Annotated in this window: 22 protein-coding genes; 9 read left to right on the forward strand and 13 right to left on the reverse strand. The window is 65.6% G+C overall.

What is annotated here, in order from left to right; translation table 11 throughout:
* Window positions 1-29 precede the first annotated feature (29 nt).
* Window positions 30-3401 (reverse strand): transglutaminase family protein, encoded by a 3372-nt coding sequence (locus ACYQ8E_RS06330; RefSeq protein ID WP_459860434.1) that lies wholly within the window; start codon window positions 3399-3401, stop codon window positions 30-32.
* A 276-nt stretch (window positions 3402-3677) separates the two neighbouring features.
* Here ACYQ8E_RS06330 and ACYQ8E_RS06335 point away from each other — a divergent pair, with 276 nt between their 5' ends.
* The gene (locus tag ACYQ8E_RS06335; protein WP_066727700.1) at window positions 3678-4325 is read left to right on the forward strand and encodes an HAD family hydrolase; all 648 of its coding nucleotides are present in this window, start codon (window positions 3678-3680) and stop codon (window positions 4323-4325) included.
* A gap of 397 nt (window positions 4326-4722) precedes the next feature.
* A complete protein-coding gene (locus ACYQ8E_RS06340; RefSeq protein ID WP_066727701.1) occupies window positions 4723-6777 on the forward strand; it encodes a thioredoxin domain-containing protein in 2055 nt (684 codons plus the stop codon).
* Here ACYQ8E_RS06340 and ACYQ8E_RS06345 read toward each other — a convergent pair.
* A complete protein-coding gene (locus ACYQ8E_RS06345) occupies window positions 6767-8416 on the reverse strand; it encodes a putative manganese-dependent inorganic diphosphatase (protein WP_459860435.1) in 1650 nt (549 codons plus the stop codon). The two genes, ACYQ8E_RS06340 and ACYQ8E_RS06345, sit on opposite strands and share 11 nt — an antisense overlap.
* A 22-nt stretch (window positions 8417-8438) precedes the next feature.
* Window positions 8439-9248 (reverse strand): DUF3108 domain-containing protein, encoded by an 810-nt coding sequence (locus ACYQ8E_RS06350; protein ID WP_459860436.1) that lies wholly within the window; start codon window positions 9246-9248, stop codon window positions 8439-8441.
* 208 nt (window positions 9249-9456) lie between these two features.
* Here ACYQ8E_RS06350 and ACYQ8E_RS06355 point away from each other — a divergent pair, with 208 nt between their 5' ends.
* Window positions 9457-9759 (forward strand): ArsR/SmtB family transcription factor, encoded by a 303-nt coding sequence (locus tag ACYQ8E_RS06355; RefSeq protein ID WP_066727704.1) that lies wholly within the window; start codon window positions 9457-9459, stop codon window positions 9757-9759.
* Window positions 9756-10925: a class I SAM-dependent rRNA methyltransferase gene (locus ACYQ8E_RS06360; protein ID WP_231875330.1), complete on the forward strand. Its 1170-nt coding sequence runs from the start codon at window positions 9756-9758 to the stop codon at window positions 10923-10925. The genes ACYQ8E_RS06355 and ACYQ8E_RS06360 overlap by 4 nt, the downstream gene beginning before the upstream one ends.
* Before the next feature lie 80 nt (window positions 10926-11005).
* Here ACYQ8E_RS06360 and bioC read toward each other — a convergent pair whose 3' ends face one another.
* Genes bioC through ACYQ8E_RS06380 form a run of 4 tightly spaced genes read right to left on the reverse strand, consistent with a single transcriptional unit; the run spans window position 11006 to window position 14592 of the window.
* The gene (gene bioC, locus ACYQ8E_RS06365; protein WP_066727706.1) at window positions 11006-11821 is read right to left on the reverse strand and encodes a malonyl-ACP O-methyltransferase BioC; all 816 of its coding nucleotides are present in this window, start codon (window positions 11819-11821) and stop codon (window positions 11006-11008) included.
* Window positions 11818-12621 carry an alpha/beta fold hydrolase gene (locus tag ACYQ8E_RS06370; RefSeq protein ID WP_066727707.1) on the reverse strand — a complete coding sequence of 268 codons (804 nt, stop codon included), beginning with the start codon at window positions 12619-12621 and terminating at the stop codon, window positions 11818-11820. Before ACYQ8E_RS06370 ends, bioC begins: the two co-directional genes overlap by 4 nt.
* Window positions 12618-13790: an 8-amino-7-oxononanoate synthase gene (bioF, locus tag ACYQ8E_RS06375; RefSeq protein WP_066727708.1), complete on the reverse strand. Its 1173-nt coding sequence runs from the start codon at window positions 13788-13790 to the stop codon at window positions 12618-12620. Before bioF ends, ACYQ8E_RS06370 begins: the two co-directional genes overlap by 4 nt.
* 1 nt (window position 13791) lies before the next feature.
* Complete coding sequence (locus tag ACYQ8E_RS06380; protein WP_066727709.1) at window positions 13792-14592, reverse strand: 6-carboxyhexanoate--CoA ligase; 801 nt, start codon at window positions 14590-14592, stop codon at window positions 13792-13794.
* A 173-nt stretch (window positions 14593-14765) separates the two neighbouring features.
* On the opposite strand from ACYQ8E_RS06380, the gene ccsA reads away from it, so the two are divergent.
* The 5 genes from ccsA to ACYQ8E_RS06405 all read left to right on the forward strand — a co-directional run bounded on the left by ccsA (window position 14766) and on the right by ACYQ8E_RS06405 (window position 18636).
* Window positions 14766-15566, forward strand: a complete 801-nt coding sequence (ccsA, locus tag ACYQ8E_RS06385) for a cytochrome c biogenesis protein CcsA (RefSeq protein WP_066727710.1) — start codon at window positions 14766-14768, stop codon at window positions 15564-15566.
* Between the two features lie 3 nt (window positions 15567-15569).
* Window positions 15570-16625: a cytochrome c biogenesis ResB family protein gene (locus tag ACYQ8E_RS06390; RefSeq protein WP_066727711.1), complete on the forward strand. Its 1056-nt coding sequence runs from the start codon at window positions 15570-15572 to the stop codon at window positions 16623-16625.
* A gap of 375 nt (window positions 16626-17000) precedes the next feature.
* On the forward strand, window positions 17001-17165 hold the full coding sequence (locus ACYQ8E_RS06395; protein WP_157471882.1) for a hypothetical protein: 165 nt from the start codon (window positions 17001-17003) through the stop codon (window positions 17163-17165).
* 3 nt (window positions 17166-17168) lie between these two features.
* Window positions 17169-18173 carry a response regulator gene (locus ACYQ8E_RS06400; RefSeq protein ID WP_459860442.1) on the forward strand — a complete coding sequence of 335 codons (1005 nt, stop codon included), beginning with the start codon at window positions 17169-17171 and terminating at the stop codon, window positions 18171-18173.
* A gap of 13 nt (window positions 18174-18186) precedes the next feature.
* Window positions 18187-18636: a YqaA family protein gene (locus ACYQ8E_RS06405; RefSeq protein ID WP_066727713.1), complete on the forward strand. Its 450-nt coding sequence runs from the start codon at window positions 18187-18189 to the stop codon at window positions 18634-18636.
* A gap of 78 nt (window positions 18637-18714) precedes the next feature.
* On the opposite strand, the gene ACYQ8E_RS06410 is transcribed toward ACYQ8E_RS06405, so the two are convergent.
* From ACYQ8E_RS06410 to xseA, 6 genes are all read right to left on the reverse strand, one after another.
* Window positions 18715-20361, reverse strand: a complete 1647-nt coding sequence (locus ACYQ8E_RS06410; RefSeq protein ID WP_066727714.1) for a sensor histidine kinase — start codon at window positions 20359-20361, stop codon at window positions 18715-18717.
* A gap of 117 nt (window positions 20362-20478) precedes the next feature.
* The gene (gene dxs / locus ACYQ8E_RS06415) at window positions 20479-22377 is read right to left on the reverse strand and encodes a 1-deoxy-D-xylulose-5-phosphate synthase (RefSeq protein ID WP_459860444.1); all 1899 of its coding nucleotides are present in this window, start codon (window positions 22375-22377) and stop codon (window positions 20479-20481) included.
* 22 nt (window positions 22378-22399) lie between these two features.
* A complete protein-coding gene (locus ACYQ8E_RS06420) occupies window positions 22400-23290 on the reverse strand; it encodes a polyprenyl synthetase family protein (RefSeq protein ID WP_066727716.1) in 891 nt (296 codons plus the stop codon).
* Window positions 23291-23294: 4 nt separating this feature from the next.
* Window positions 23295-23543, reverse strand: a complete 249-nt coding sequence (xseB, locus tag ACYQ8E_RS06425) for an exodeoxyribonuclease VII small subunit (protein WP_066727717.1) — start codon at window positions 23541-23543, stop codon at window positions 23295-23297.
* The gene (locus ACYQ8E_RS06430; RefSeq protein WP_066727718.1) at window positions 23540-24442 is read right to left on the reverse strand and encodes a M23 family metallopeptidase; all 903 of its coding nucleotides are present in this window, start codon (window positions 24440-24442) and stop codon (window positions 23540-23542) included. Before ACYQ8E_RS06430 ends, xseB begins: the two co-directional genes overlap by 4 nt.
* The gene (gene xseA / locus ACYQ8E_RS06435; RefSeq protein ID WP_066727719.1) at window positions 24439-25638 is read right to left on the reverse strand and encodes an exodeoxyribonuclease VII large subunit; all 1200 of its coding nucleotides are present in this window, start codon (window positions 25636-25638) and stop codon (window positions 24439-24441) included. Before xseA ends, ACYQ8E_RS06430 begins: the two co-directional genes overlap by 4 nt.
* Between the last annotated feature and the right edge of the window lie 5 nt (window positions 25639-25643).

Genomic DNA, 25643 nt, shown 5'->3' on the forward strand with positions numbered 1-25643 from the left:
ACCTTTCACCGATGGCTGACTGCATGCAGCTACCCCCGCCCGCGGCGCAGGTCGAGGGTGTAGGGGAACTCTTCGTTGACATCCTCGGGCGGCGGCGCCATCGGGCGCGGCGGACTGCCGCTGGGAATAAACTTGCCGAGGCTGGCGAGCTCCGGAACCGGCTGCAGCGGCCCCGGCGTATGGCCGTTGTCCCAGAAGCGGCTGATGCGCCGCGACTCGGCCTCGAAGGCATTGACCGGGAAGATATCGTAGCTGCGCCCCCCCGGGTGGGCGACATGGTAGGAGCAACCGCCGATGGAGCGGCCGTTCCAGGTGTCGATGACATCGAAGACGAGCGGCGAGTGGGGCTTGATGGTCGGATGGAGCGCCGAGGGGGGCTGCCAGGCCCGGTAGCGGACGCCGACGACAAACTCGTCCTTGCGCCCGGTGCTGCGCAGCGGCAGCCGGCGCCCGTTGCAGGCAACGACGTGGCGCCCTTCGGTGAGGCCGGAGACCCGCAGCTGCAGCCGCTCCACCGAGGAGTCGACGAAACGGGCGGTCCCCTGGTTGCTGACCTCTTCGCCGAGGACGTGCCAGGGCTCGATGGCAAAGCGCAGTTCCAGTTCGAGGTTGTCGATCTGGACCGTACCGTAGTGGGGAAAACGGAATTCGAAGAAGGGATCGAGCCATTCGAGCTGGAACGGATAGCCGGCGCGCTGCAGGTCGGCGGCGACGTCCTTCAGGTCCTGGCGCACGTAGTGGGGGAGCAGGAAGCGGTCGTGCAGCTCGGTCCCCCAGCGGATCAGCGGGTGCTTGTAGGGCGTGTTCCAGAACCAGGCGACCAGGGTGCGCAGCAGCAGCGCCTGGACCAGGCTCATGCGGGCGTGGGGGGGCATTTCGAAGGCCCGCAGCTCGACCAGCCCGAGGCGGCCGGCGCTGCTGTCGGGGGAGTAGAGCTTGTCGATGCAGAACTCGGAGCGGTGGGTGTTGCCGGTGATATCGACCAGCAGGTGGCGCAGCAGGCGATCGACCAGCCAGGGGGCCGGGGTCTCCCCTTCCGGCATCTGCTGAAAGGCGATCTCGAGCTCGTAGAGGAGATCGTCCCGCCCCTCGTCGACCCGCGGCGCCTGGCTGGTGGGACCGATGAACATCCCCGAAAAGAGGTAGGAGAGCCCCGGATGGTGCTGCCAGTAGGTGACCAGGCTGCGCAGCAGGTCGGGACGCCGCAGCGCCGGGCTGTCGGCCGGGGTGGCGCCGCCGAGGGTGATATGGTTGCCGCCGCCGGTGCCGGTATGACGCCCGTCGAGCATGAACTTCTCGGTGCCGAGGCGGGCCAGGCGCGCTTCCTGGTAGAGGGTGGTGGTATTGCTCACCAGCTCCTGCCAGCTCGCCGCCGGGTGAATGTTGACCTCGATGACGCCAGGATCGGGCGTGACCAGCAGCCGCTCCAGGCGCCAGTCGCGCGGCGGCTCGTACCCTTCGATCACCACCGGCAGGGAGAGGTCGGCGGCGGTCGCCTCGATGCTGGCGATCAGGTCGAGGTAGTGCTCCAACATCCCCAGCGGCGGCAGGAAGAGGTGAATCCGGCCGTCGCGGGCCTCGACGCAGAGGGCGGTATGGGGAATCTCCACCAACTGCTGGCCGCTGTCGGCCGGCGACTGCGGTTGCAGCTCGGGGTGCGCCGGAAGTTCGGGCTCGAAACGGCTGTAGCGCCGGGCGACCTCGCCGTGGATATCGCCCAGCTCCGGCAGCTCGGCGAAGAGGCTGTTCTCGGCCAGCGGTTCCCGCTCCTCGGGGGCGACCCAGGGGATCGAATCGAGGGGGAGGCGCAGCCCCATTGCCGAGTTGCCGGGGACCAAAAACATCGCGCCGCGGCGGAAATCCCAGCGGCCACTCTGCCAGCCGCCGGCATCGGCCCGCCATTTGAGCGGCAGGGCGAAGCCGATCGGCTCGCCCAATCCCTGGTCGAGGAGCCGGGTGAGATGTTGGCGCTCCAGGGAATCTTTCAGGTTGGCCTTGAGGGGATCGCAGTTGGCCGGAATCGTCCCCTCTTTCCAGAGGTAATAGAAGACATCCTCGTGGCCGGGAACGAGATAGCCGGGGTTGATGCCGAGCCGTTTGGTGAGCTGGCGGGCGAAACGGCCGGCGTCCACCACCGTAGCGCCGTCATCCCGGGTGAGATCGGCGAGGAGCTTGGGGTTGTGCCAGACCGGGACGCCGTCCTTGCGCCAGAAGCAGCCATAGGCCCAGCGCGGCAGCGGCTCCCCGGGATACCATTTCCCTTCGCCGAAGTGCAGCACCCCCCCGGGCCCGAAGGCCGCGCGCAGGCGCAGGGTCAGCTCATGGGCGAGCTTGCGCTTGTGGGGACCGTCGGCGCGGGTATTCCATTCGGCCCCTTCCATGTCGTCGATGGAGACGAAGGTCGGCTCGCCCCCCATGGTCAGGCGCACATCCCCGGCGAGCAGGTCGGCATCGACCTTGGCGCCGAGGGCGTCGATAAAGGCCCACTGCTCGTCGCTGTAGGGTTTGGTGACGCGGGGATCTTCGTGGATGCGCCGAACCGTGTTGGAGAATTCGAAGCTGACCTCGCAGGGCTCCATCGCCCCATCGACCGGAGCAGCGCTTCCCGGGGACGGGGTGCAGGCGAGGGGGATGTGACCCTCGCTGGCGAAGAGTCCCGAGGTCGGGTCGAGGCCGATCCAGCCGGCGCCGGGAAGGTAGACCTCCGCCCAGGCGTGGAGATCGGTGAAGTCGGCCTCGGGTCCCGATGGACCGTCGAGGGATTTCTCATCGGCGGTCAGCTGCACCAGATACCCGGAGACGAAGCGAGCCGCCAGGCCGAGGTGACGCAGGATCTGCACCAGCAGCCAGCCCGAGTCGCGGCAGGAGCCGATCGCCCGGCCGAGGGTCTCCTCGCAACTCTGCACCCCCGGCTCCATGCGCACCGAATAGTTGACCGAGTCCTTGACCCGCTGGTTGAGCTCGACCAGGAAGTCGATGCTGCGCCGTTTCTTGAGGTCGACCTTCTCCAGCCAGGCACTGAGGAGCGGCCCCTTCTCGCTCTTTTCGAAATAGGGGGCGAGTTCCTTGCCGAGCTGCGGATCGTAGGTAAGGGGATAGTTCTCCGCCGACTCCTCGACAAAAAAATCGAAGGGGTTGATCACCGTCATGTCGGCGATCACCTCCACTTCGATGCGCAGCTCCCGGGCCCGTTCCGGGAAGACCAGCCGCGCCAAGTAATTGCCAAAAGGATCCTGCTGCCAGTTGAGAAAGTGGGTCTCGGGGAGAATCCGCAGGGAGTAGGCATGGATCGGGGTGCGGCTGTGGGGAGCCGGGCGCAACCGTAACACGTGCGGCGCAAGGGAAACCGGACGATCGAAGCGGTAATGGGTCACATGATTCAGAGCAACTCGGATCGTCATTTCAGCCTATCCTTCAAGCAGGGGTGCCACCCGGTTGGGCAGCAAGAGGGGTCCGGCGGCGGGAAAACGCAGGAGGATCGCCAGATCAGCAAGTGAAACGCATTAATTATGCCACGAAAAGTCACCAATAGCATTTTATGGCAATTTATATCCCGCTTTCATTCCCCGGGCGACCGGGACTCCTCCCCTGCGGGCGACCCTCCCTGTAACCGGTTATGGACCTGGCCTGGGAGTCGGCCTATACTGGGCAGAGACGTTGCGCCAAGGGGAGACGGCATGGACTGGATTTTCTGGGACAATGACGGGGTACTGGTCGCTACCGAGGACCTCTATTTCCAGGCGAGCGCCGAAGCCCTCGGTCTGGTCGGCATCGACCTCGACCTGGCAGACTTCCGGACCATTTCCCTGCAGCGGGGCGAGAGCGTGTTCCAGCTCGCCACCGGCACCGACCTCGGCGCCTGGACCATCGACGCCCTGCGCGACTGGCGCGACCGGCGCTACAGTGAGTTGCTGGCGGCCGGCGCGCCGCTGCAACCGGCGGTTATCGCCACCCTCGAAGCGCTGCACGGCCAGGTTCGCATGGCGATCGTCACCAGTTCCCGTCGCCACCATTTCGAGGCGATCCATCGTCACAGCGGCCTCCTCCCCTATTTCGAATTCTGCCTGGTGCGCGAAGACTACCACCACTCCAAGCCGCACCCGGAACCTTACCGGCTCGCCCTCAGCCGCAGCGGCGCCCGCCCCGAGCGCTGCCTTGTCATCGAGGACTCCCCCCGTGGTGCCGAGGCGGCCCTCGGCGCCGGCCTCTCCTGCCTCGTCATCCCCGGTGCCATGAACGCCGGCGGCCCGTTTCACACCGGCTGCCGGGAGATCCGCTCCCTCGCTGAAATTCCCGGATTGCTGGGGTTGTCTCACGGCCGGTGAGAAAAATATCAGATCGGCCATTTTTCCCTTGAAATTTCTTTTTTGTCCCCTTAATATCGCCACGAGCTTTGGCCTGGTTTACCAGTCCAAAGGTTTGGCCCCGTACGCACCCCCCCTCCGTGTACGGGGCCTTTTTACGTCCGCCGCCCGCCAACCGTCTCCTTAAAAAAATTCTCCCGGGATGATTTCTTTCCGGTTGCACGACGGGGCCGATTCGGGTAGACTCCCGCCAATGCTTCCCCCGGCACCCCCAAAAGGCCGGGGGGTTTTTGCCCCGTGATACCCCTCCTTCACGGGGCTTTTTTATGTCCGCAGCCCACCGCCCGGCCGCGCCCCTCCAGTCGCCCCACCCGGCGTTCATGCTAGAATGGTAGCCTCTCTGCCAAGGAGTGCTGTCATGCCCACCCCCTCCGCCCCACCCCCCGGCCGCGACAAGCCGTCCCCGCGGGAACGGCCGCGATCGAACCGTCTCGCCCGGGAAAAGAGCCCCTACCTGCTGCAGCACGCCGACAATCCCGTCGACTGGCATCCCTGGAGCGAAGCCGCCTTTACCCGGGCGCGGGCGGAGGAGAAACCGGTCTTTCTCTCCATTGGCTACTCGACCTGCCACTGGTGCCACGTCATGGCCCACGAATCGTTCGAGGACGAGGAAGTCGCCGCCCTGCTCAACCGGCATTTTGTCGCCATCAAGGTCGATCGTGAGGAGCGTCCCGACATCGACGCCACCTACATGGCGGCCTGCCAGATGATGACCGGCAGCGGCGGCTGGCCGCTCACGGTCATCCTGGACCCGGAGCGCCAACCCTTCTTCGCCGGCACCTATTTCCCGCCCCGGTCCCGTCCCGGGGTTCTCGGCCTGATCCCGCTGCTGGAGAAGATTGTCGAGCTCTGGCAGGGGCAGCGCCAGCGCGTCCTCGCCACCGGCACCCAGCTCGCCGTCTCCCTGCGCCAGCGCAACAGCCGCAGCGCTCCCGACAAGCAGCCAGGTGGCCAGCCGCTGCGCCAGGCCCTCCAACTCTATCGCCAGACCTTTGACGCTACCCACGCCGGCTTCGGCGCCGCGCCCAAGTTTCCGGCCCCCCACAACCTCTCCCTGCTGCTGCGCCTCGGCGCCCGCTTCGCCAGTGAAGACGCCGAGGAGATGGCCGTCGCGACCCTCCTCGCCCTGCGGCGGGGGGGCATCTACGACCAGCTCGGCTTCGGCCTCCACCGCTACGCGGTCGATGCGCGCTGGCTGGTGCCGCATTTCGAAAAGATGCTCTACGACCAGGCGCTGCTGATCCTGGCGGCTAACGAGGCCTGGCAGGTCAGACGCGACCCCGCCCTGGCACAGATTGCGATCGAAACGGCGGCCTACCTGCTGCGCGACCTGCAGCACCGGGAGGGGGGCTTCTATTGCGGTGAGGACGCCGATTCCGAGGGGGAGGAAGGGGCCTTCTATCTCTGGACGCCGGCTCAGGTTCACGCCGTTTTGGGCGATGACCGTGCCGAACTCTTCTGCCGCCACTTCGATATTTCTGCCGCGGGCAACTTCGAAGGGCGCAGCATCCCGAACCTGCTCGGAAGGCATTCCCCTCCGGACCCGGTGACGGCGGAGCAGCTGGAACAGGCCCGGATAGCGCTCCTGGCCGCCCGCACCCGGCGACTTCGTCCCCATCTCGATCGCAAACTCCTCACCGGCTGGAATGGCCTGGCGATTGCCGCCCTGGCCAAGGCCGGAGCGGCCCTGGGCCGGCCGGACCTGGTAGCAGCGGCAAGGGCGGCGGCCGATTTTGTCCGCGGCCACCTGCGCACCGCCACCGGGCGGCTGTTGCGGCGCTGGTGCGACGGCGAGGCTGCGATTCCCGCCTTCCTCGAAGATTACGCCTTTTTCTGCTGGGGGTTGCTCGAACTGCACCAGGCGCAGCTGCTCGCGGAAGACCTGCAACTCGCCCTTGAGCTGGCGACGGCGATGGAAGATCTCTTTGGCGACGGCGAAGGGGGGCTCTTTGACATCGGCAGGGATGCCGAGGAGGTGCTCGGCCGGGGGCGGTCGTTGCAGGACGGTGCGATCCCGTCCGGCACTTCGGTGGCGATCGGGGTGCTGCTGCGCCTGGGACGGGTGAGCGGCCAGCGGGAGCTGACGGCGCGTGGATTAAAACTGCTGGCCCTTTCCCTGCCGGAAATCGAACGCTATCCGGCGGCCTATGCCCAGGCGCTCTGCGCCCTCGATGTCGCCCTCGCGCCGGAGGCGGAGCTCAGTTTCTGGCCCGGCGCGGAGGAGACGGCGCCAAGTCCGCTGCTGGCGGCAGTCCAGCAGGGCTTCTATCCCGGCCTGGTCTGGCGGCGCGGCAGCGGCCCCGCTCCGGAACCGGGACCAACCGCCCAGCTCTGCCGCGACCACACCTGCCTGGCGCCGGTCCATAGCGCCGCAAAACTGCTGGAACTGCTGGCCCCCGCGGCTAGGCCTTGAAGGCCTTGAGCAGGTGCGGAACCAGCTGCTTCTTGCGCGAGAGGACCCCGGGGAGATCGAAGAGGTTGGCGTCGACTTGGGAATAGCCGATGCGGTAGGAAAGATCGCGCCCGCCGACAGCGAGGAGCAGGCTGGTCTCGCGGACAATGTCGGTGACCAGCAGCCCGGCGAAATCGAGCCGGCGTTCTTCGCGCAGCTTGCCGAGTTCGGCGGCGATCGCCTCCTTCATCCCCTGGAATTCGTGAAAGCTGACCACCTCCACCTGCCCGACGCCGAAGGACTGCTCGCCGGCACTGTATTCCTTGAAATCGGCCAGCAGCAGTTGCCGCAGGCTGGCGTAGGCGGCCAGGGCGCTCCCCGCCGCGAAGATCCGGCGGCCGAACTCCTGGGGGTCGCGGCCGGCAAGACGCCCGAGCCAGGTCGCCAGCTCGTGGTCGCTGGGGGTGGTGGTCGGCGACTTGAGGATCACCGTGTCGGAGAGGAGACCGGCAAGGAGCAGACCGGCCATTTCCGGCTCCGGCTCGAGTCCGGCCTGGCGATAGAGGGAGGCAACGACGGAGCAGGTACTGCCGAGGGGCTGGTTGATAAAGCGGATCGGCGCTTCGGTGTGGAAATTGCCGAGGCGGTGATGATCGACGACTTCGGTGATCTCGACCTTATCGGCACCGGGGACCGCCTGGGCGAGCTCATTGTGGTCGACCAGGATCAGTTGCAGCGGCGAACTCTGCAGCAGGTTGCTCTTGGTCGCCACCGCGGCCACCCGTCCCTCTTCGTCGAGAACCACCACACCCGGGTCCTTGCCGTGGGTCAGCTTGAGGCGCAAATCGTCAAGGCGGTCCGTGAGACTGACGCTGGTGACCTCGCCGTCGACGAGGTGGGAGATTGGGGTCGAAAGGCGGGTCAGCCAGGCGCTGGTGGCGGTGTCGAAGGGGGTGGAGAGGACCGTCACCCCGCGTTTCGCGGCTATTTCCAGCAAACCAGGCGCGACCGGCAGGTTGCCGGTGACGATCAGCACCCTTACCCCCATCTCGATCCCCTTGCGCTGGATATTCTCCCGGTCGCCGGTCAGCAGCACCAGACGGCGGCCTTCGAGTCCGGCGAGCTTGGCATCGAAGGTGGCCGAGGCCATGGCGCCGACGTAGAGGGAGAGCTCCTCGACCGTTTCCAGCTCGTCGCCGACCAGCACCGTCCCCTTCAGGCAACGGCGCAGCGACGCCGGTGAAGCCTGGACGCGGCGGATTGCGCTCTCCTCGCGGGGAACCAGGAAACGTTCGGCGACCCGCTTCAGGACCAGCATGCCGACCGGGCGGCGATCGTTGTCGACCACCGGCAGCAGACGGATGTTGTGCAGGTGGAAGAGTTCCAGCGCCCGCGACAGGGGTGCTCCACCGTCAATGGTCACCACCTCCCGGCCGACCACATCCTTGACCCGGGGATAGACATCGATCAGCAACTGCGGTTGCGGGATGCCGAGCTCCTCAAGGACAAATTCGGTCTGGCGGTTGACGTTGCCGGCCCGCGCCGGAAGGATATGCTCCACCCCCTGGCGCTGGCGCAGCCGGGCATAGGCAATGGCGCTGCAGATGGAATCGGTGTCGGGGTTGCGGTGGCCGACGACGAAAATGCGGCGTTGGGTCATGGCACTTCCTCAGGATGAAATTTCAGGGACGCAGGCTGCCGCGCACGTCCCCGAGACCGATGACGTTCTGGACGATGCCGCGGGCCGGACGGAGTTGATCATCGAGCCAGACGTAGATCCCGCCATCCTCCGAATCGAAAATCTCCGGATCGACCTTGATCCGGGCGACCAGGCCGCCGCCGGGGAAAAAATCGAGTCCTTTTCGGTCCTTGCTCGCCAGCAGGTCGATTTCGATATTGCCGGCCCCCTGACGGTTGAAGGTCGGCACCAGGTAGTGGCGACCCGCTTCAAGAGGGCCGAAGTAGCCGGCGCGAAAATTGAAAAAAGCCGTGAGGATGTCGTTGGGCGTACTCTCCGCCATCGGTTTGACCTCCTCCCAGACCTGCTTGCCATCGGCCAGTTTTTCCATCCGCACTTCCCGCCGCACGTGATCGAAAGTGAAACGCTTGGTCCGTTCGATCAAGGTCTTGTCGCGGCGCCGGATGATCCGTGATTCGTACCGCAGCGAGCGCAGCTGGCCGTCCGGCTGCCGCTCCATCAGGGCGACGTAGCTCTGCACCCGGTCCTGGGTCAGCCAGGCGGCAACGCCCAGGGTCCGCGCCTCCAGCACCGCCCGGTAGGTGCCGGGCTGCTCCCCGGGCAGGAGACTGAAACGCCCCTTGGCGAGGCGGTCGAACCAGAGGAAGGAGATGTCGTAGGAAAATTCACGACCGACCAGTTCGTCGAAGGAAAGGACCTGTGTTTCCAGGACCGGTCGGTCCGCGGCTATTTCCTCGGCACCAGGCGTCGCCGGCCAGCTGACCAGGATCAGCAGAAGGAGGAGTCGTTGCAACAAGGTCGGTTCCTTTCCGAGGGCGAGAAGCGCGGCCAGTGATGGTCGCCGCACCGGCAGAAGTGAGGGGTCGAAGGCAGACTTGAGGCTGGCTTTGAACCCAATTATTTCCACATAATACACGAAATCGTATTGACAAGCATTCACCGGCCCAACTAAAATCCGCATATTCGAATAATCGTTCGGGCCTGAGATCGGGAGAATAGCAATGGATCGTGTGGAATTCAACAAGGACCTCAACTGCGATCGTGAAGCGGAGATCCTCAAGGTCCTCGGCCACCCGGTGCGGCTGAAGATCGTTGCCGGCCTGATGTCCCAGTCCTGTAACGTGAAGAAGATCTGGGAATGCCTCGGGCTGCCGCAGGCGACCGTCTCCCAGCATCTCGCCCTGCTCAAGAACAAAGGGATCATTGACGGGCGCCGTGACGGCGTCGAAGTCTTCTACACCGTCATCTCCGACCCGGCGCGGATGATTGTCGGCGCCCTCTTCGATCCCGGCAGTTGCCCTTGAAGCACCAGCTTCTGCTGCGCCCGGGGCAGGATCGCCGCCTGCGCGCCGGCCATCCCTGGGTCTTCAGCAACGAAATCGAACACCTCCCCTCCGACCTCCCGCCCGGCGCCGCCGTGGAAATCCGCTCATCACGGCAGGCCTATCTCGGCAACGGCTATTTCAACCCCCACTCGCTGATTGCCGTCCGCGTCCTCAGCCGCAGCGGCGAAGATATCGATCATCCCGACTTCTATCGTCGACGGTTGGAGCAGGCCGCCGCCCACCGCCATCGGCTCTATGGCCACCGCGACGGTGTGCGCCTGGTTCACGGCGAGGCGGACGGGCTGCCGGGACTGGTCGTCGACGCCTACGGCGAGGTCCTGGCGGTCCAGTTTTTGACCTGGGGGATCGACTGCCGGCGCGACCTGGTGCTGCAGGCCCTGCAGGAGCTTTTCCAGCCGCGGGCGATCGTCGCCCGCAACGATGTCGCCGTCCGCGAACTGGAAGGGCTGAAACCGCAGGTCGAGCTTTTGACCGGTGACCTCCCCGACCCGCTCTGCTTTCGCGAAGGGGAACTGAGCTTCCGCGTCGACCTCCTCGGCGGGCAGAAGACCGGCGCCTTCCTCGACCAGAAGGAAAACCACCAGGCGCTGCGCGGCCGGGTGGCCGGGGGGCGGGTCCTCGACCTCTTCTGTTACGGCGGCGGCTGGTCCCTGCACGCCGCGCACTTCGGTGCCGCCAGTGTCACCGGCATCGACATCTCCCCGGGTGCGGTCGCCCTGGCGGCGGAGAACGCGCGCCGCAACGGTCTGGACCAGGTCTGCCGGTTCGAACAGGGGGATGTCTTCGAGCGCCTGCGCCAGCAGGGTCCCGGCTACGACGCTGTCATTCTCGACCCGCCGGCCTTCGTCAAGAGCCGCAAAAAACTTCCCGAAGCGCTGCGCGGCTATCTGACCATCAACCGCCGGGCGATGGAACAGGTCGTCCCCGGCGGCATCCTCGTCACCTGCACCTGCTCCCATCACCTTGACCGCGAAACCTTCCTCGGCCTGCTGCGCCAGGCGGCCCACCAGGCCGGCCGCGAGGCCCGCCTGCTCGAGGTTCGTGGCCAGGCCTTCGATCACCCGGTGCTGCTCGCCTGCCCGGAGACCGAATACCTCAAGTGCGTGATCCTGCAGCTCCTCTGACCCTCCCTGCCCCTGCTCATCCCACGAAAACCAAAGTCCCTGGCCCAAAGCTTCTCCTCTGATCGCCATCGAGGATGCAGCTATCCTACTTTCCGCGCCAGCAGATAAATCACCTCGTAGGTGGCCGGGATCGATCCGGGCCGGCCAAACTCGGCCTGGTAAATCTGGGTCATCCGCTGCATGACATCCCGGCGCGCCAGGCCGGGGGGGCGGCTACGGGCGGCGTTGGACGCTCCGAGCCCCTTAAGACCGCGCAACAGGCTGGCGACATCCCGATGGGTTTCAGACACCTCGTCGCTGAAAAGCTGGAGGGGGGAGAGGCCACTCCCCGCCAGGGCGGCCTGAAGGTCGCCGAGATCAGGAAAGTCGAGGGCATGGGAGGGCTGGAGACTGTTGCTCTCGGCAACCGCCCGCCGGTGTGAGGTGCGCAGTTCGTGGAGGGTCCGCCCGCCAAAGAGGGCGAGGGCCAGCACGCCTGAAGGGCGCAGGATGCGTCCCGCTTCGGCTAGGGCGCTGGGGAGGGAATTGAGCCACTGGTAGACCGATGCGGAAGCGACCAGGCCGCAGCTCCCGCTGGCGAAAGGGAGCGTCTCGGCATCGGCATCGACGGCGGAGGCAGCGGGGAGCAGGTTGGCGGCACAGCAGGTCATCGGGTGGGCGAGGTCGGAAAGGATCAGGGACGCTTCAGCGCAGCGGGAGCTTAAGAGGCCCGACAGCAGCCCGGTACCGCATCCGACCTCGAGGATGGGGCCGGCCGGCCAGTCGACACCGTCCAGGAGCCCGGCAAGGCGCTGGGCGACCTGGCGCTGTACCCGGGCGTGGCGCTCGTACTCGCTGGCCTGGCGGGCAAAGTTGCGCTTCACGCTGGCCCGGTCGACGGGACGCAGGGGGGTCATGACAGGAACGCCTCCCAGGTTTCGACGCTCTGCTGCGGGGCACTGAGGAAGGGGGCGTGACCACGCTCCGGCAGCAGCTCCAGGAGCCCCCGGGCAGAGGTGGCGGCGAGAGCCGCGGCTGCACCCGGCAGGGTGATGCGGTCGAGTTCTCCCTGCTGGACCAGGACCGGGCAGGGAAGCTCGGTCAGCTCCGGGCGCAGGTCGCCCTCCTTCAGGGTCTCTAGCGCGGCGAGCGCCACCTCCACGGGGGCCAGTTTCCCGCCCCGAACGGCAAAGGAGACAATTTCGCGCAGCCGCTGGCGCGGAATCGCTTCGCCGGCAAACTGGAGCTGAAAGAAGTCGCCCTGGGTCTTGGCATAGGCACGGACGAGGTCGCGGGCCATGACCCGAACCTGCCCGGCCGGGAGGCCGTGGGGCCAGTCGCCGGCGGCGACAAATTTCGGTGTTGTTGCTACCAGCAGCAGCGCCCTGACCTCGATCCGACGACGGCGCGCCAGGCGGATCGCCACCTGGCCGCCGAGGGACCAGCCGAGGAGATCGATCTGCCGATGCCCGCTGGCGAGCAGCCAACCTTCGAGATCGGCGGCAAAATCGTCGAGGGCGTAGCCGGGCCCCGGGGAGGAGTCCCCGTGCCCGCGCAGGTCGGGAGCGAGGGCCAGGCGCCTCGCCCCGAGCAGGGGCAGCACCTCGCCAAAGACCGCCGATGACATCGACCAGCCATGCAGTAGCACCAGCGGCGCACCGCTCCCCTGCTGGCGCCAGGCCAGGTTGCGGCCATCGGCGAGAAGATGCCGCCTCACGGCAGGTTCTCCAGGGTGGCGACGATCGCTGCCGCGGCCCGCTCCAGTTCGGCAGGATCGTGGTTCGCCATGACCGTCGCCCGCAGCCGGCATTTGCCGACCGGGACGGTGGGCGGCCGGATCCCCTGCAGGAAGATACCGCGTTCGAAGAGACGGTTGGCGGCTGCCATGGTCGGTTGCGGCTCCCCGGTCAGCACCGGCACGATCTGCGTGGTACTGCCGAGCAGGTCGAGACCGGCGGCGCTCAGCACCGCGCTGAAACGGCGACGGTTCTCTTCCAGCTGCCGACGCAGGCGGGCGCCTTCGTCGCTGGCGACGATGGCCAGCGCCGCTTCGGCCGCCGCGGCAACCGCCGGCGGCAGGCTGGTGGAGAAGATGAAGGGACGGCTGCGGTTGATCAGGATATCGATCACCGGCCGCGCCGCCGCGAGGTAGGCGCCGGCCGCACCGAGCCCCTTGCCCAGGGTTCCCATGTGCAGGTCGACCTGGTCGAGGCAGCCGAAATGCTCGGCCGTGCCGCGACCATGGGGACCGAGTACCCCGGTGCCGTGGGCATCGTCGATCATCAGCAGGGCGGAGAAGCGTTCCTTGAGGCGGACCAACTCGGGGAGTGGAGCCAGATCGCCGTCCATGCTGAAGACGCCGTCACTGACGATGAGCCAGCGCCCCTTGCGCTGCGGCGCCTCGGTAGCGAGCAGGGCTTCCAGGGCGGCGCAGTCGGCGTGGGGATAGACAACAGTGCGGGCTCCGGACAGGCGGCAGCCGTCGATCAGCGAGGCGTGGTTCAGGGCATCGGAGAAGATCACGTCACCGGGGCCGAACAGCCCCTGCAGAATCCCGGTGTTGGCGGCATAGCCGGAATTGAAGAGGAGCGCCCCTTCGCACCCCTTGAAAGCGGCCAGGGCCTCTTCGAGACGCACATGGGGGCGCATCGAGCCGGAGACCAGGCGACTGGCGCCGGACCCGGCGCCATAGCGGGCGGTCGCCGCGCAGGCCGCCTCGATCAGCGCCGGATGGTTGGCGAGCCCGAGGTAGTTGTTGGAGCAAAGGAGAAGGAGCTCGCGTCCCTCGACCATGACCCGGCTTTGCTGGGGGCCGTCGACGGTGCGCAGCGAGCGGTACATGCCGTCGGCGCGCAAGGCTTCCAGTTCACGGCGCCACTTTTCCATGTCAGGACTCCTGCGCCGGAGGGCGGGCGATGGTGCCGACCTGGTCAATGAGCAGCACCTGGCGTTCGAGAAAGGTCACCGTCTCCTCCAGGCTGGCGGTGCCGGAACGCCAGAAAAAGGCGCGACCGCCGCGCTCTTCGCCGAGTGGCTTGAGGTGGGGCAGGCGCAGGTAACCGTCCACTGCCGTCGCCACGTAACCGGCCGGGTAATCGGGATCATCGGACCAGCAGAGCTCGGCGACGATCCCCGGGGCTGCCAGGACCTTGGCGGCGAGGACCAGGGCCTCGCGAACGTGGGGGTTGTTCAGACCGACCCGGGCGAGGCGACGGCGCAGCATACGATCCGCCGACCGGGTCAGGTCCATGCGGCTGGCGCGAACCCCGCGGGCAGGGTCCGCCTCGAGCCGGGCGCCGCTGTCGGCGTCGACCAGCATCGCGCCGCGCATGCTGACGCCGCCCGGGGCAGGACCGGCGACCAGCGCCGCCAGCGCCTGATCGACGGCCAGCCTGCTGACGCCGGCCTTGATCAGGAGATCGACCGCTAGGCGGCGACCGGCCTGGTAATCGGCAACGGGGAGCGTCCGTACTTGGGGCAGGCGCCCGTAGCGAATCTTTGCCGGATCAAGCGCCTCGGCACTCAGGCGCAGTTCGTCAGCAGCACCGCGGGTGTGGTCCAGAGCCCGTTGCAGCAGGTCCCTGCCGGCGCGCGCCAGCTCTTCGGCAGGCACGATCCTTTCGGCGCCGGAGATATGTTTTCCCTCCCGGGTGCTGTGCATGCGCAGGCTGTAAAGGGTCGGATTCATGGGCGAAGAAGCTAGCATGACGGCCCGGCCCTGTCAACCTCAAGGAGATGCCTGGTTGACAATCGTTACGGGCTGTCGTTACGGGCTTGGCGCGGGCGCCGGTTTGGTTTATGCTACCGGGCCAAACCCTCCCTTCCCTCTCCGGACCGTCACCGCCTGCGGAGTTTCCGCCGATGTTGCTGTTGACCCGCATTCTGCTTGCCGCCGCCTTCGCCAGTTACCTGCTGGCGGTCATCCTTTACCTGCTGCAACTGCGGTATCGAAACCGGGGGCTGGTGCGCAACGCCCTGCGCCTGATTGGCCTTGGTTTCCTTCTGCAGAGCATCTGCCTGGCACAGCGCTGGTGGCTGGCCGGGTTCCTGCCGGTGACCAACCTCTTCGCGACCCAGTTCTTTTTCAGCTGGGCCCTCGCCGCGACCTTTCTTTACTTCGAACTGCGCTACCGCATCGGTGCGACCGGCCTCTTCGTCATGTTCCTCAACCTGCTCCTGCTCGGCAGCGCGCTCCCCCGCGACCCGGCGATTCCGCCGCTGATCCCGAGCCTCGATACCCCGCTCTTCACCCTGCACATCGGCTTTTCTTTCTTCGGCTACGCCTTCTTTGCCATGGCCTTTTCCCTCGGCGTTCTCTACCTGGTCCAAAAACGCTGGCATTCGCCGCTCCTGCCCGGCCTCCCCGAGTTGCGCCGCCTCAACGAAGAGGCGATCTTTCTCGGATTCTGCCTCTTCACCTTCTGCATGCTCTGGGGGAGCCTCTGGGCCTACATCGCCTGGGGCTTCTATTTTTCCTGGAACGTCAAGGCGGTCTGGTCCTTCATCGTCTGGCTCTTCTACGCTGGTATGTGCCACGCCAAGTTCGTCCGCCGCTGGCAGGGGACTGGTTACGCCTGGCTGTCGATCGCCGGGTTCGCCGTCGTTCTCTTCACCTACCTCGGCATCGGCCTGCTGCTGACCAGCAACCACCCCCTGGATTGAACCATGCCGACGCTGCGCCAGAAGATATGGGACTATTGCATTTCCCTCAAGCTGACGATCCTCCTCGCCAGCCTCGCAACCCTGCTCACCATGGGCGGTTCCCTGCTGATCCATTTCCTGCCCGGCATCTTCGGCAACCTCGATCAGGTTCCTCTCGGCGCCTGGTTCCTCGGTCGCGGCCGCGAGCATCCCTTCTTCGCCGCCTGGCTTGCGGCCCTGGTGCTGCTGATGGGGCTGCTGGCACTCAACACCGGCTGCTGTTTCCTCGACTGGCTGATCAGGCTGCGCAGCCGCTGGCGCAAAAGTGGTGAGTATCTGCTCCATCTCGGCTTTCTTCTGATCGTCTGCGCCTACCTCTGGGGCGGGATGACCGGATCACGGCAGTCCGGTCTGCGCTTTTCCCCGGGGGCCCCGGTCCCGTTGCCGGGGCAGGCCGGGCTCTACCTGCGCCTCGATCAGTTCGATCCGGTCTTTCGCGATGGCCGCCCCATCGACATGATCAGCAAGGTGACCCTGCTGCAGGGAGATTCCCCTCTATCCTCCGCGGCCATTCGCATCAACCACCCATTGATCTGGAAAGACCTGGTTATCCTGCCGGAAAGCTTCGGCCAACAGCCGACCGGCTTTCGCTTCCTGCTCGGCAATGGCGCCGAGGTGGAACTGCGTCCCGGTTCGCGGCACGATCTCGGTGGTGACCGCGCGCTGCTGGTTCGCGGCTTTCTTCCCGATGCCTCGATCGGCAGCGACGGTCGCGCCTATGCCCGCAGCGAGAACCTCGGCGATCCCGCGCTTTTGCTGCAGCTGGTCACCGCCGACCGCCTCCTCTGGCAAGGGTGGTACCCGTTACGGCAGGGACTGCCGCGCGCTGCCGCCGTCGCCGGACTGCAGATGACGCCGCTGGCACCGATATTTCAGACCTATGCGGTGCTGACCGTCAACAGCGACCCGGGCGCGCACCTCGCCCTCGCGGGGGCAGCGGCGATGCTGACCGGCGTCAGCCTGGCCCTCGTCTCCTTCTACCGGAAACGGCGGCGAGGTGACCGACCCGACATTGGCTGACCACACGAATATTCTCCAACGATCCGTTTCTTCCTTGCAAAAACCTCTGTCTCTTCTTATAGTTAATGGCTGATTCCGGAGACGGGCCCAACTTCCAGACGACACGGATCGTTTACACGGGCTTTCGATATTTCTGGTGGACGACTTTCTGCAGCAGCCTGAACGTCGGCGCCAGCGCAAGCTCCCCGAACTGGTAACCGCCGTCACCCGCCGGTGGTAACAAGTCGAGCCAGCACGACCAAAGGTTACGGCCGTCATCTCTGCCGCGCCGTCAGGGGAAATGGGGCAAGGCCATCCCGACTCTCGATACCCTCCTCGCATTCGTCCCGGGAGGGCGCGGGAAGGCCAGGAACGCCTATATCAGGCATCCCCCAGATGCTGGTCCTCGCTCTGGCCGATGGTCGCCGTTCCATCCACACCATCTGTAGCGAAGCGACCATGCTCGATTTCGAGGTGTACAATTTTCTCTACCTGATGGTTCGTGCCCGCATTCTGCAATTGGACGAAGCTGAGGGACACATCCCAGAGAGGGAAGCCTAGGCGATGATGACCGCTGCGCAGCAACAGGACCACGTCCGGCGGCTGCTGATTGTTGACTACTCTGCCGAACGGCGTGCCAGCCTGCGCCAGCTGTTGGAGGAACGGCAGATAGTGACGCTCGAGGCTGACAGTTGCGAAAGCGCCCTGGCCATGTTGATCGTGGAACCGGTTGCCCTGATCCTTACCGAGACCGAGCTCCCGAACAAGAGCGGTCTTTATCTGCTGCAGAAGGTGAAGCAGAAGCACCCCGAGGTTGAGGTCATCCTCCTCACCCACAACGCCTCTTCCTATAATCTGCTCCAGGCCCTGCGTAACGGTGCCTACGACTTTATCGTTCGCCCCATTGACACCGGGGAAATCCTGCACAACGCGCTCGACCGGGCCTTCAGCCACATCCAACTGCGGCAGCAGAACAACCAGCTCCTCAGCGAGCTGGCCCAGCACAACCGCTTTCTGAGCCACAGCCTGGACATGCTAAAAGCCCTCAATACCTCCATCGAGCGGGTGGCCGCGGCCACCGACATCGAAACCCTCTTCATGGAACTGCTCACTTCGGCGGTTGAGGAACTGCACCTGAAACGCGGCTTCCTTGCTCTCTTTGACCGTTCCTCGGAAAAACTCGGGCTCAAGGTCGGCGCCGGTATCCCGACCGCCATCTGCCGCCAGTATGCTACGACCATTCCCGCGGGACTGACCACGAAGCTTGCCAGCCGCGGCAAACCGCTGCTGATTCCGGGAGAATTGCCATCCAAATTGCAGCGCCTGGCCGATGTGGACGAATTGACCGATCTCCTCTCCAGCCCGGGACTCCTCGCTGCACCGCTGACGCTGCGTGACCGGGTTGTCGGCATTGTCGTCCTCTCCGGCACGCGGCCGGAACATCCCTTCACCGAACACGAAATGCATTTCCTGATCCAGCTCTCCCATCACGCGGCCCTGGCTCTCGAAAAGGCCGGCATTATTCACCAGCTCAAGCGGAGACATTCTCACCGGGGGGAACCGGGATGACGCGGCAGCGGCCATGGAACTGCTGACGGCCTCTCCCTACTTCAACCTATTCCTTCTCAGCTTTCTCGCCGCCACCCTGATCCCCCTCGGTTCCGAGTGGCTGCTGCTGGCCCTCCTGATCGAGGGATACCCTGCGCCGCAACTCCTCACCCTGGCGACCTTCGGCAACCTCCTTGGCGCCTGCACGACTTATCTGGTCGGCCGCGGCGGCAGCGACTGGCTGGTGACCAGGGTGCTGCGAATCAGCCCCGGGCAGCGCCAACGGGCAGAAGGGCTCTACCAGCGGTTCGGCCGCTGGAGCCTGCTCCTCTCCTGGCTGCCGCTGATCGGCGACCCGATCTGTCTCGCCGGCGGCATGCTGCGCGTCAACTTTGGCTCCTTCCTGGTACTTGCCGGAACCGGCAAATTCTTCCGCTATCTTCTCATCGCCCTCGCTGTTCAGACCGGCAACCACCCGATTTGAAGCAAAGAAAAAACGACCGCGGGCACCCTTGCCGGGTGCCCGCGGTCGTCCTGATCCTTGATGGTACCAACCCGGATTTCACCCGGCGGGCGGCAGCAACGAAAAGAAAAAACAGCTGCCGTTTCCCGGTGCACTCTCCGCCCAGACCTGGCCACCATGACGTTCAACCACCCGTTTTACCGTGGCCAGCCCGATGCCGGCGCCGGGATACTGTTCCTGGCTGTGCAGCCGCCGAAAGGGTTGAAACAAGTCGCCGGCCTGGGCCATATCAAATCCCGTCCCGTTGTCGCAAAGGAAATAGACCGGTCCATCTTCCCGCTCCCGGCGCCCCAGCTCAATCCGCGCCAGCTCTTCATCGCGCGTATACTTCCAGGCATTGCCGATGAGATTCTCCAGCAACACCCCCAGCATCTGGGGGTCTCCCTCGACAATCAGATTAGCGGGAGCGATGAATCTACTCTGGCGCCCCGTTTCCTCCTGGGTCAGTCCCTTGAATATCCGGCGTGCTACGGCAGCCAGGTCGACCTCCTCCCGCTTCAACTCGCTCAAAGTCAGCCGGGAGAGACGCAGCAGGGCATCACTCAGCATCGTCATCGAATCGCACCCCTCCCGGATCCGAACCAGGCAGTATTGCCCGGTCTCGTCGAGTTGGGAGAAGGCCCTCTCCTCGAGGATTTCCGCCGCAAGACTGACCCGGGAAAGGGGATTGCGCAGGTCGTGGCTGAGGCTGTAGCCAAAGGCTTCCAGTTCCCGGTTGCTGGCGGCCAGTTCTGCTGCCTGGCGCTGCAATTCGAGGTTCAGCTGGCGGATTTCCCGTTCCGTCTGTTTTCGTGCCGTCAGATCGACCATGACACCAACCAGGCCGGCAGGCGGCCCCTTCTCCGGACCGTAGGTCGCCTTGGAGAAGACAAAATCGCGTACCTGGCCATCACCGCAACAGACCTGCTCCTCGTAGCTTTGAATTCCGCCGCTGGCAAAGAGAGCATCGTCCTGCTGGCGATAATGGGCGGCCAGCTCGGGGGGAGCGAGATCCTCCACCTGGCGGCCGACCACAGCCTCCCGGGTCAGGCCATGCAGGTCGAGAAACGCCTGGTTGCACCCCTGGTAGCGGCCGGCGCTGTCTTTGTAGAAAAGGGGATTGGGAATGGTATCGATGAGCCTTTGGAGAAATCGGCTGCGGAGGGTCGCCTCTTCTGTCGCCGCCTTGCTGAGGCTGATATCCCGGACGACCTCAATGCCGGCGACAATCTCCCCGGCGGCGTTACGCAGGGGCGAAGAGAGAATCTCGATGTGCGACAGACCCTCTTTTCCCTCCAGGCGCTTCTCCAACCGGTGAATTCCCCCGTCGGCAAAGGTCCGTGCCACCGGGCAGTTGTTGCAGACCTGTTCCTGGTGGTCGTAGGCCTGATAGCAGAAGCGGCCGACGAAATCGCCCTGGACCAATTCCCGGTGGGCGGCGTTCTGGTAGAGAATGCGAAAATCGGTCCCCTGGATGCTGACACCATCACCGATGGCGGCAAGCACTCCGTCACTGCGTTGGCGGGCCAGAGAGGCCTCATCGAGGGCGCGGGTCAAATCGGCGGTCAGACGGCGGTTCTTCCGCAGACTGTTGCGGAACAACCAGCCGAATCCGAGGAGCAGGGCGAGGGAAAGGAGCCGGAGCAGCACCTCGTGGGGTTCACCGAGGACAGCCTCGGACAAGGTGGCGGCATTGCGGACATGCATATCGAGCAAAGCATCCCCAACCCAGAGTCCAGAGAGGAGCAGGAACCCGAGCAGAAGAAGGTGGTCGAAGTTAGGTCCGCGGGAGTTGATGGGGAACCTCGAAAGGGTTTGCAGAACTTAGCGGGAAACCACCTGCGCGCCCGACTGTTGCAGAAAAGGTCGAACGGCGTTGGTAATCCCAGCGGCATCGAGACCATAGCGGGCCAGAAGTTCGGCCTGGCTCCCCTGCTCGACGAAGTGGTCGGGGAGCCCGAGGCGCAGAACCGGAAGGGTGACCCCGGCGTCGGCGAAAAGCTCGAGAACGGCAGAGCCGAAACCGCCCTGCAGGGCATTCTCCTCGATGGTGATGACCTTACCGGTTCGCTGAGCCTCGGTGAGCAGCAGCTCACGGTCGAGCGGTTTGACGAAACAGGGGTCGACCACCGCCAGGGAAATACCTTCCGCAGCCAGGGTCTCCGCCGCCCGCAGGGCCGGTTCAACCATGGTGCCGAGAGCAAAAACAACCCCGGAATCACCGGCACGCAGCTTTTCACCGCGCCCAACCGGAAGCGGCTGAGGGTCGCTTGCCAGCTCCAGGCCGAGCCCCTTGCCCCGCGGGTAACGGTAGGCAAAGGGACCTTCCGCGGCCAGCGCGGTCACCATGAGGCGCTGCAATTGGAGTTCATCGCGGGGGACGGCGAAGGTCAGGTTGGGAATGTGTCGCAGGTAGGAGAGGTCGAAAACCCCGTGGTGCGTCGGGCCGTCGGCGCCCACCAAACCGCCCCGGTCCATGGCGAAGGTTACCGGCAGGTTTTGCAGGCAGACGTCATGCAGGACATTGTCGTAAGCACGCTGCAGGAAGGTGGAATAGAGCGCCACCACCGGCCGCAACCCCTGGCAGGCGAGCCCCGCCGCAAAGGTCACCGCATGCTGCTCGGCAATGCCGACATCGAAGAAGCGGTCCGGATGGCGCTCGGCAAAACGACTCAGGCCGGTGCCGTCGGGCATCGCCGCAGTGATCGCCACCACCCGTTGATCGCGATCGGCCATGGCGCAAAGGGTCTCCCCGAAGACACCAGTAAAGCTCTTCGCCCCCCCCTTGCCAGCGGCAACGACCCCGCTCTCGGGGTCAAAAGGGCCAACCCCGTGAAAGACCGAGGGGGAACGCTCGGCGGCGGCGTACCCCTTCCCCTTCTTGGTCACGACGTGAACCAGGCGTGGCCCCTTCAGGCGTACCACGTTACCGAGGGTCTCGACCAGATCATCGAGCTGGTGGCCGTCGATAGGGCCGACATAATCGAAGCCGAAGGCCTCGAAGAGCATCCCCGGGGTGAGAAACCCCTTGACCGACTCCTCGGCCCGGCGGGCCAGGTTGACCAGGTCCTTGCCGAAGCGGGGGACCGTGCCGAGCAGGTGTTCGGTTTCCCGCCGGAAACGGACGAAGAGATCGGAGGTCATCTTGCGACTGAGGAACGAAGAGAGTGCCCCGACATTCTGGGAAATGGACATCTCGTTGTCGTTGAGGATGACCACCAGGTCCTTCTTCAGGTGCCCCGCCTGGTTGAGCCCTTCAAAGGCGAGGCCGGCCGTGAGCGAGCCGTCCCCGATAATCGCCACCACCTTTTCGGTACCACCGAGCGCATCGCGGGCGGCGGCCATCCCCAGCGCCGCCGAAATGGAGGTACTCGAATGGCCGACATCGAAGGCATCATAGGGGCTCTCCATCCGTTTCGGGAAGCCGCTGATGCCGTCAAGCTGGCGCAGGGTATGAAAACGATCCAGCCGACCGGTCAACAGCTTGTGCGCATAGGCCTGGTGACCGACATCCCAGACAATCTTGTCCTTCGGGGTATCGAGCACCCGATGCAGAGCAATGGTCAGTTCGACCACCCCCAGCGAACTCGCCAGGTGACCGCCGTTGCTCGCCACCGTGGCAATGATCGTCTGGCGAAGCTCCCCGGCAAGAGTTTCGAGCTCGGCCAGGGTGAAGCCCTTGAGCTCGGCGGGAGACTGTAAACGGGAGAGGATTTCCGTCATAGGCAAGACACCACGTAAAAGGTTACGAACTGCGGTTGACGATGTAATGGGCAATCTGCCGCAGAGGCTCGGCCGCATCACCGAGGGGTTCGATGGCGGCAACCGCGCGATCGCGCAGTTCCCGGGCCCGTTGCCGCGCCGGCTCCAGCCCGAGCAGGGCGACATAGGTCACCTTGCCGCGGGCGGCGTCGCTGCCGACATCCTTGCCGATTTCGGCCTGGTCGCCGACGACGTCAAGGATATCGTCGGCCACCTGGAAGGCGAGGCCGGCGGCCTCACCGTAGCGGCTCAGCGCCTGGAAGGCGGAGTCCGAGGCGCCGCCAAGCAGACCGCCGCACTGAACTGCAGCAAGAATCAGGGCGCCGGTCTTGTGGGTGTGGATATATTCGAGGGTCGGCAGATTGACCTCCTTCCCTTCCGATTCCATGTCGACGACCTGTCCACCGACCATGCCGAGGCTGCCGGCACAGCGGGCCATGACATGGATCACCTGGCGAACGATCGCGACGGGGACCGCCTCCTGCAGGTCAGGATTGCTGAGCAGGATGAAGGCCTCGGTCAGCAGGCCGTCACCGGCGAGGATTGCCGTTGCCTCACCGTATACCTTGTGACTGGTCGGACGGCCGCGCCGGAAATCGTCGTCATCCATCGCCGGCAGATCATCATGGATAAGGGAATAGGTGTGGATCATCTCCATGGCGCAGGCCGCCGGCAGGACCAGTTCGGGATCGCCGCCGACCGCCTCGCAGGCGGCAATCATCAGCAGCGGCCGCACCCGCTTGCCGCCGGCAAAGACCGAGTAGCGCATCGCCTGATGGAGGCTGGCCGGGAGGGTGTCGGCGGCGGGGAGGTAGCGATCAAGGGCCTGGTCGACCCGCAGCTGCCGTTCGGCCAGGTAAGCTTTGAGATCCATCGAATCAGTCATCCTCGGCCGGTTGGAAAGGCTCGACCCGCAGGCTGCCAGCACGATCTTTGAGCAGGCAGTCGACCCGGGTTTCCACATCCTTGAGCAGCAACTGGCAGCGGGACGCTGCCTGCACCCCCTGCTCGAAACAGGCGAGGGCCTGTTCCAGTGGCAGGTCGCCCTGTTCAAGGCGTTCGACCGCCGCTTCCAGGATTTTCAGCGTCGCTTCGAAGTCGGGAGGAACACTCTTTTTTGCCGTCATAAATCGCCACCATCAGGAGAAGGTTCATTATTGCCGGGGGTCCGGGGTGAGTCAAGGCTTTTCCCGGTAACGGCAAGCAGCGCCAGCGGGTCGATTCGTGCCCCGCGCAGCTTCGCCCCCCAGTGCAGGTGGGGCCCGGTCGATCGTCCGCTGCTGCCGACCCGCCCCAAAAGAGCCCCCCCCTCCAGGTCGTTGCCGGTGCGGCAGTCCAGTCTCTGGAGATGGGCATAGAGGGTATAGAGGCCTTCGCCGTGATCGAGAATGACGGTATTGCCGGTAAAGTAGAGGGCGCCGGCAAAGACCACCCGGCCGGCGCCGGCAGCCAGCACCCGGCGTCCCAGCGGGCTGCGAAAATCGACGCCGCCGTGGGGGGAGCGGGGAGAACCATTGAGAATTCGTCGCAGGCCGAAACTGCTGCCGGCGGGATCGGGGACCGGGCGCCGGAAGGGACCGGCCCGTAATCCCGGGGTCTCCTTGGCAAAAAGAGCCGCGAGGCGCTTGGACTCGCGCTCGATCCGAGCGAGGATAGCCGGGTCCCGCGGGTTGACCATCGCCGCCGGCAGGGATAGGCGCTCTTCCGGGAAAGGGGTCGCAAAGACCTCGAGGGCGGACTGGAAAAAGTGGGAAGCGCCACTGCGGTCGACTACGGCCAGGGTGAGCGGATAGGATCCCGGCGCCAGCGCCAGGTCGGCCCCGAGCAGGGCATGGGCGCCGTTTCGGTCCCGCTCCAGGTAGATCAAGCGGTCATTCCAGCGCGCCACGGCCAGCACCGGTGGCGCGCCGCGATAGGCCAGCCGGACCACTCCGCCGGTGGCGACCCGCGGCGCCGAGAGCTGCAGCTCACCGGCCCCGGCGGCTGTCGCCCAGAAAAGCAGAGCGAGCAGAAGAAGAATTTTCATTCCCCCTCCTCCGCGACCACCACCCGCACCTTTCCCCGGGCCAGGTGGAGCCGCAATCCCTCGCCCGGTACCAGGGTGGCGGCATCGACGACAGCCCGTCCGTCGCTTTCCCGCAAGGCGATGGCATAGCCGCGCTGCAGCGTTCGCAGCGGTGAGAGGAGATCGAGGCGAGTGCCGAGAACCGCGAGCCGCCCGGAGTACTCCTGCCAGCGGGATTGCCAGGCCAGGTAGAGCCGCTGCTCGAGGGCGAGCTGCCGTTGCCGCGACAGCGCCAGGTCGGCGAGGGGGGAGCGCAGTCGCCGCTGCAGACCCGTCAGCCGCTCCCGCAACAGGCCAAGCCGGCTGTCGATCTGGGCGCCGAGCCGCAACACCAGGTGGTCGAGGTGGCGCTCCAGTTCAAGGCGGCTGGCGACCACCAGCTCGGCCGCAGCGCTCGGTGTCGGCGCGCGCAGGTCGGCGACAAAGTCGGCGATGGTGAGGTCGGTTTCATGCCCGACCGCAGAGATCACCGGCAACCCTGAGGCCGCGATCGCCCGTGCTACCACCTCGGTATTGAAGGCCCAGAGGTCTTCCAGCGAGCCGCCGCCGCGACCGACGATCAGGACTTCGGCGCGGCCATGCCGGTTGAGATCCTCGATCGCGGCGGCAATCTCCTCGGCCGCACCCTCCCCCTGGACCCGCACCGGGCGGAGCAGCACCCGCACTCCGGCGGCGCGGCGCTGCAAGACGTTGAGAATGTCATGGATCGCGGCGCCGGTCGCCGAGGTGACCACTCCGACCATCACTGGATGCCCGGGAATTGGCCGCTTGCGCTCCGCGGCAAAGAGCCCCTCCGCCGCGAGACGTCCCTTCAATTGCTCGAAGGCGAGCTGCAACCCTCCGGCGCCGAGGGGATGCAGGGTATCGACGATGAGCTGCAACTCCCCGCGCTGGTTGTACACCGAGACCCGGCCACTGCAGACAACCTGCAGGCCGTTTTCCGGCTGGAAGCGGAGCAGCCGGTTCTGGGTGCGAAACATGACCGCACGCAGCTGGGCCTGCTCATCCTTGAGGGAAAAATACCAGTGCCCCGAAGCCGGTGCGGCAAAATTGGACAACTCCCCCTCGACCAGGACCTGGACAAAATTGTCTTCGACGGTCTCCCGCAGCAATGCTACCAGTCGGGAAACGGTCAAACGCGGCGCTGTCTGATCCATGCCTA

Source organism: Desulfuromonas carbonis, assembly GCF_054658035.1.